The sequence below is a fragment of the Streptomyces sp. NPDC005784 genome (assembly GCF_042871525.1).
GTDB lineage: Bacteria > Actinomycetota > Actinomycetes > Streptomycetales > Streptomycetaceae > Streptomyces.
The window spans coordinates 230,771-237,128 of record NZ_JBIAIQ010000011.1 but is presented as its reverse complement, the minus strand read 5'-3'; the positions used below and the strand labels follow the sequence as shown (position 1 = coordinate 237,128).

Annotated in this window: 6 protein-coding genes; 3 read left to right on the top strand and 3 right to left on the bottom strand. The window is 62.0% G+C overall.

Going from position 1 to position 6,358, the window contains the following annotated elements; all coding sequences use genetic code 11:
- Positions 1 to 122: 122 nt before the first annotated feature.
- The 3 genes from ACFYR3_RS20450 to ACFYR3_RS20440 form a co-directional block, all read right to left on the bottom strand.
- Complete coding sequence (locus ACFYR3_RS20450; RefSeq protein WP_355840696.1) at positions 123 to 335, bottom strand: hypothetical protein; 213 nt, start codon at positions 333 to 335, stop codon at positions 123 to 125.
- 846 nt (positions 336 to 1,181) lie between these two features.
- Positions 1,182 to 1,586 carry a hypothetical protein gene (locus ACFYR3_RS20445; protein ID WP_389284181.1) on the bottom strand — a complete coding sequence of 135 codons (405 nt, stop codon included), beginning with the start codon at positions 1,584 to 1,586 and terminating at the stop codon, positions 1,182 to 1,184.
- A 304-nt stretch (positions 1,587 to 1,890) separates the two neighbouring features.
- Positions 1,891 to 2,661: a DUF6551 family protein gene (locus ACFYR3_RS20440; RefSeq protein ID WP_389284179.1), complete on the bottom strand. Its 771-nt coding sequence runs from the start codon at positions 2,659 to 2,661 to the stop codon at positions 1,891 to 1,893.
- 284 nt (positions 2,662 to 2,945) lie between these two features.
- Between ACFYR3_RS20440 and ACFYR3_RS20435 the strand changes: the two genes are divergently transcribed.
- The 3 genes from ACFYR3_RS20435 to ACFYR3_RS20425 all read left to right on the top strand — a co-directional run bounded on the left by ACFYR3_RS20435 (position 2,946) and on the right by ACFYR3_RS20425 (position 6,308).
- Positions 2,946 to 4,622: an HNH endonuclease gene (locus ACFYR3_RS20435; protein WP_389284177.1), complete on the top strand. Its 1,677-nt coding sequence runs from the start codon at positions 2,946 to 2,948 to the stop codon at positions 4,620 to 4,622.
- Between the two features lie 386 nt (positions 4,623 to 5,008).
- Entirely contained in the window at positions 5,009 to 5,191 is a 183-nt protein-coding gene (locus ACFYR3_RS20430) for a hypothetical protein (protein ID WP_389284175.1), read from the top strand.
- Positions 5,192 to 5,249: 58 nt separating this feature from the next.
- Positions 5,250 to 6,308: an LPO_1073/Vpar_1526 family protein gene (locus tag ACFYR3_RS20425; protein ID WP_389284173.1), complete on the top strand. Its 1,059-nt coding sequence runs from the start codon at positions 5,250 to 5,252 to the stop codon at positions 6,306 to 6,308.
- The last annotated feature ends 50 nt before the right edge of the window (positions 6,309 to 6,358 follow it).

Here is a 6,358-nt window from a genome sequence, read left to right as displayed (position 1 = left end):
CCGTTACGACAAGACCGCCACCATCTACCTCGCCGGACTCCACCTCGCAGCCATCTTCATCTGGTCTGCAAGGTGATCCGAAGGAAACGGCCTAGACCTGCTGCCCCTTTTGGGGGGACCGGTCAGAACAGCGGGAGCTGGCCAGGGAATTCCGGGACGGCGTACCCGTCCAGCGCGGGCTGGGCGGCTCCGAGATGTGCCTGCCGGCGCGAACCGGGGCACGAGACCAGTTCTCCGCTCCCCCGCACACCGGGAGGATCGTGCCGAGCGAACCGTCCCGCGACGACGGCGATCTCCCGACGGCACTCCGGGCAGTTTCTGCGACGCGATGACATGGGATCAGTGTGCCTCGTGGGCGCACTGATCCGGCTGTTCGTCCGGGACCTCCCGGACCGACTCACCCGTGCCCTGCTCCTCCGCTTCCTGAAGCGGTCGAGCAGTGATCTCTTTCAAAAGCGACGGCGGCAATGCCGAGTTGGACTGTCATAGAGCGCGACGAAGCTCCTGCCGCACTCTGCGCTTCCTGGCCCGGCAACGGCGTTCCCAACGCCGGCTGATGGCAGGCCCCCTCATAGGCCCCGGCCCCGGTCCCGCCCGACCTGGTTGCCCTGCTCCGGCGGCACGTCACGGCTTACGGCGTCACCCCGACAACCGGCTGCTTCGCACACAGCGGGGCGGGCTCATCCGGGACACCGGATACGGCGAGGTCTGGACAGAGGCGCGATCGCACACCCTCGCGCCCGCTCAGCGCGCCTCACAGCCCGCCAAGCGTCCCCGTGATCTGCGCCACGCCGCCGTACTCCACGTGGCTCGGTTCCGGTGTCGAACAACGGGCGGTCGCTGCGCGTGCCGGCCACAGCGTGTCCGTCGTCTTCCGCGTCTACGCGAAGTGCCTCGACGGCGCCGTGGCCGCGGCGAACACCCGGATTGAAGCGGCACTGCGAAACGGCAGGCAGGAAGCCGGAAAGCTTGCCCCACCCCTGCCCCACACGGGCTGGTCAGCACGCGATCCAACGTGCGGCACAGTGGGACAAGGCGGCCAAATCGATGCCCGAGACTTCGGAAACGCCGAAAGGGTCTGTGACCAGCATTGCTGCTGGTCACAGACTCTTTCGGTCATGTGGCGGCGCGTGGATTCGAACCACGGAAGGCTAAGCCGGCAGATTTACAGAGGGTTCCCTTTAGGGCTTCTGAGCTGCTGCTTCGCTTCCAGAAGTAGGCTCTGGGGGATACATGGGGGATTCCCCTCCCATGGGGGCTTGTGGAGGCTGGGAACTCTTGTGCTGAGGTTCCGGCATTGTGGTTGCTCCGTCACTCCGGGATAGCACGAGGACGAGGGTGACGGCGACCACGCACGCGAGCGTGAACCCCATGAACACAAGTCGGTATTTCTGTGCAGCGGCTACCCGCCCCTTGGTGTCCCCGGCGATGATCTCGTTGATTTTGGTGCGGTACTCGAAGAAGTTCTTGAACGTGTCCTTGGGAAGGTTCTTGATGACACGCGCCACGCCAAGGAGGAGGCCGACGGTAACCGCAGGGATGATCATCATCCATGCGGGCGCGCCGTCAGGGAACTGGAACAACACGGTTCTGCTGACCCTTCACTGCGGTCGGCAAGACGAGAGCAGCACGTCGAAAGTGCCTGCTGCGGCATGACGCCGCCCCGCCTTGAGGAGCAGCGCATACATGCAGAGCGGGTACTAGAGCCTTGCCGCTGGCAAGGCCGGGCAGCGCGACTGGCCGGGTATGCGGTGTCCGACCCGCGGCTCAAGATGATCAGCGGGTACAACACAGGGAAGAGCCGGCAAGCTCACGAGACCGTGCATGCTCCGTCAAGCCGGAAGACTTACGCCCCTCCGGACGGGAGGGGCACCGGCTGACTACGTCGAGCTACTCCGCGATCTGGTTTGCCGCCCTGCGACCCTTGTTCCAGGCCGCCATGACGAGGCGGTACGCAGTCGTCACACGTGACCCCGTACCGCTGTTGTTGAACCCGTTACGTGACGACCGACTGAGGATCTCCGCACGCCACTTGTCCGCCGTCCCCATCGCCAGCATCTTCCGGGCGAGCTCTTTGTCGTCGACGATGCTGCCCCATCGACCGAGAAACTGGCCGATGCCGCCGAGGAGCATTCCGTCCCAGGTCAACGGGGAACGCCCGAAAGCGTCCTGGGCAACCGCGAGGGTGCGATCGAAGACCTCCACGCCATACCGCTCGGTGATCCGCAAGACGCCAGAGACCGCACCGACGCTGTTGGTGGAGGTTGAGCCGAGGATGAGTCCGTGTTTCCTCAGAACCTGGTCGGTGTCGACGAAGAGGGGCACACCACCGGTGAGGCCAACGTGGTACTCATCGATCGGCTTCGGCTTGTGGGACTCACGATTCTTGATCAGGAAGAGAATCGCTTCCTGATCGAGGGTCAGGCCATGGTGAATCTCGGCCTTCACGGTGGTGATGCCAGCCAGCTGGCAAGCACGGTAGCGGTGCTGCCCGTCCACGATGTACATCTGGCCGTCGTCTCGCAAGGAGACCATGATCAAACCGATGGCTTCAGGGACGATGTGTTCTGCGATGCGCTGAGCACGCCCCTCGTGGAGGGTCCGCTGCGCTTGAGGGTCGATCCTGAGGTCGCTTACTGCAACCTCGGTCCCGTAGTCCACTTTGTGGGCCGGGAGCTCGTACTCGTACCGAGTTTTAGGCATGAAGGTGCCCTTCCGCGCTGCGTTCAGGGGATTGTCGGCATAGCCGGGGATTTGGGGATACAGCGCGCGAAAAACTCAATCACAGGACTTGATCCGTTTCAAGTCGCCCTGGAAACAACGCAGATGGAAGCCACGGTGGGGCAGGCTCCCGCAACCTGACACGAGCATCAGGGCACGACGCCGGTCAGGCAGGGACCGTTCGCCGAGGTGCTCTGTCAGTGCTCTGATCTACGGTGTCGCCCATGGCTCCATCTGAGATCACACGCGCGGGAATCCTGCGAGCGATTGACGAGCACGACCGACTTGGAGTGGAAGCGTTCCGTGACACCTACGGCTTCCACGCGGCTGCCACCTATCTGCTCGTGCACGAGGGGCGGCAGTACGACTCGAAGGCCATAGCCGGCGTCGCCCACAAGTACGACTTCGGTGAAGCTCTCAAGCCCTCAACGCCAGGGTTCAGCGGCGGCCTCAAGGCCGCCGTGGCGTGGCTGAAGCGGGAGGGCTTCACTGTCGTCGAGCTACCCAAGACCTTCCACCGGCGCGTGGGAGACCTGCGGCCAGCACGGCGCGCGGCCGGCACAGCGCTGCACCGGCCCATGCTTCTCCTGTGGGCGATCGGACAAGCCGTGGCCACCGCCCCACGCATGCAGCCGTGGTCCGCCACGCACGAAGCCGTAGCTCCACTGATGGAGAAGTACGCGCAGGTCGAGGACGGCAGAGACGGCGCGCGATACCCGTTTTGGGCACTCGTGCGCGATGACTTGTGGGTCCTGGATCGTGCAGAGGACCTCATTCTCACCAGCCGCGAGCGGCGCCCCACCTCGGAGTCTCTGGACCATGTGGACCCTGCCGGCGGTCTCCGCGAGGACGACTACGCGCTGCTCCGATCGCACCCTGAAGCCGCGGCCTCTGTCGCAGCCGGCCTCATCCTGCGCTACTTCTACCCGCTGCCTCCCGACCTGCTGAGGGACTTCGGGCTGCACGAGTTGCTCGCCGGCCGGTGGGCCGACGCGCTACGCCCCCAACTGGGCGAGAGTTTCAAGGACCGCGATGCCATCTGGCGTGCCTACGGCGGCCAGAAGATGGCAGGGATCGGCTGTCTCGCCGATGGGATCCTGAGCGCCTTCTCCGACGAGAAGGGGCCCTACAACGACAGCCGTGTCCCGGACACGAACTGGATCGCCTACGTGGGCGACGGGCTCTCCGGCGATCAAAAGATCACCGATGGCAACGAGCTCATGGCCGAGTACCAGGCCGCGGGACGCCCTCTCCGCTACTGGCACAAGCCCTACCAGGGACAGTTCAGCTTCGAGACCTGGGCAGTCATCACCCAACGCCGATTCCGATGGGGACGCGGCGCCGACAAGGAATGGCGACGCGAGTTTCATTGGATCCTGGCCCCCGTCCCCTCCCCGGAACGCGAGACGTGGCCCACGGAAGTACTCGAAGCCCTAGACGCTGACACGGGCGCCCTATACGACGACACAGACTCCTACCGCCCAAGCGACGTAGACCCGAAAGTACGTGACACCGCCGAAAGCGACGAGGACGCGTACAAGCGCCTGACGCAGAACGCGGAAGCCAACGCCAAGCGGCGAGGCCAGCTCAAGAAGCCCTCGCTCGCGGACCGCTTCGTCCGTGACCCCAGCGCGAGAGCAGCCGTCATTCGACGCAGCAAGGGCAACTGCGAGAGCCCCCAATGTGCCGGCCACCCCAAGGAACTCACGACAGCCGGCAACCCCATCTTGCAGGTCGACCACGTACAAGACCTGGCCAAAGAGGGACCGGACGTCCCCTCGAACATGATCGCCCTGTGCCCCAACTGCCACGCCCTCAAGACTTACGGGGTCAACAGGGAGAAGCTTCGACGCATCCTCGCTGCCACCGCAAAGAGCCTGCACACAGAGGCAATTCGTTAGTTCTCGATGTCCCCTCCCCTGGACTCCAGGGGAGGGGACGGGACGGGTCTGCATGCACGTCCGCCAGGCCTACGCATTACAAGTTGTCGGATCTTGGTCCAGGAGTGTCCAGGTGGGTCCGCAAGTGACACATCGCACCTGCTCGTCACGGCTGCCGGACCTGTGCGGACGGCATGAGATAGCCGCAGAATCAGGAGCGTTCGAGACCAGGACTGAGACCACGTCGTCGACGTCCGCACGCATAGGCCCTCTCACTCGTGCAAGGGAAGCCTTACTACTCGGTACCGCTCAAACGTTCGCCAACGAACAAGCCAGCCAACGCCGAGAAAACGCCCCTCCACGCCACCAAAGGCGACTAACCTTTGCCCAACCTAGAAGGAGGATTCGTGAGCGTACTGGCATGGGCGTTCGGAGGAGTAGGCGGAGCAGTCGTAGTCGCCGCGGCAGGTTGGTTCATCTTCGATCGAAGAAGCGACCCAGCCAAGCAGAGCCAGAAGAGCGGAAACAGTTCCACCAACATTCAAGCAGGCCGAGACCTTAACATCCGCGACATCGACAGGCAGCCGTGAGGCAAGCTGAGCGATCCGGAGACAATTCAGTCAACCATCAGGCCGGAGTAATCAACAGATGAAATGGCTCACCCAGAAGCAGAGTACCGGAGATAACGGGACCAATATAAACGTCGGCAGAGATGCCAACTTCGGATTGAACTACAGAGACGTAAAGGAGGTAGCCAGGGACACCGCGATGGAAGTTTTCCGGGAAAACTTCACTACGTTGTCCCGCGATGCCCTATTGGTAGCGGTTGCTCGCGCGGAGGAACTGACCGAGAATTTCCTTAAAGAACTACGAGATAATCAGCCAGAGGGCTTCAAGAACCTAGAAGATCCCGGCGTCCAGTCAGCCATTTTTGACGCTCAAGCAGCATACGCCAAGACCGGAGATGCCAAGCTGGGCGACATCTTGGTTGGAATACTCGTCGATCGCTCGACAGCAGCGGTCAGGGACGTCACTCAGCTTTCACTGGAATCGGCCCTCCGAACTGTCCAGAGCCTATCCGGTGCACAAATTTCGCTACTGACATGCAATTTCATTGTCAAACACGTAGCATTCCCTGGCCTCAAAGACGTAGCCGATGTAGCCAACCAATTCGCTAGGGCAATCGAACCATTCGAAGAAGGAATCAAGCAACTGATATCACTGGAACCCGACTACCTCGTAGGCGTCGGTTGCCTAATCGCTGCTGCCGGTTCCATAACGCCCCAGCATTACCTAGGAATGAACTATCCCGGACTATTCTCCGAGGGCTTCACCCTGGATAGGCATCCAGAAGCCCGAAGTCTAATCGGCACCCCTCTCGCAAAACAGCGCGCCGAAATGCCGGACCGATATTTCGTGCAGGCGGCTTCAATCAAGGATCTTAACGATCTGGCCGCAAGGGAGGGCCTTGAGGGCCTACTTACAAATGCTCGATCCACTTTGACGAAGACCGTTCAGCCCGACTCAGAGATCCTTAGGCAAGTATTGATCGCCCGCCCGAAACTGGCTCCATTTTTTGAAAGATGGAGAAAGCTGGGAATGTCATCCTATCTAAACACGCCAGTGGCGCTCGTTATCGCTCACGCTAACGCAAGGCGGATTATTGGCGAGGAATTCAACGCTCCTGTCAAACAATGGTTTGGCTAACCGAAAATTTGACCATAGATTCTTCCTCGGCGTCACGCGGGAGAAGGATC

Excerpts from the sequence above, each read along its gene's own strand:
- ACFYR3_RS20450 (WP_355840696.1), bottom strand. The coding sequence starts at position 335 with ATGTCATCGCGTCGCAGAAACTGCCCGGAGTGCCGTCGGGAGATCGCC.
- ACFYR3_RS20425 (WP_389284173.1), top strand. The coding sequence starts at position 5,250 with ATGAAATGGCTCACCCAGAAGCAGAGTACCGGAGATAACGGGACCAAT.
- ACFYR3_RS20435 (WP_389284177.1), top strand. The coding sequence starts at position 2,946 with ATGGCTCCATCTGAGATCACACGCGCGGGAATCCTGCGAGCGATTGAC.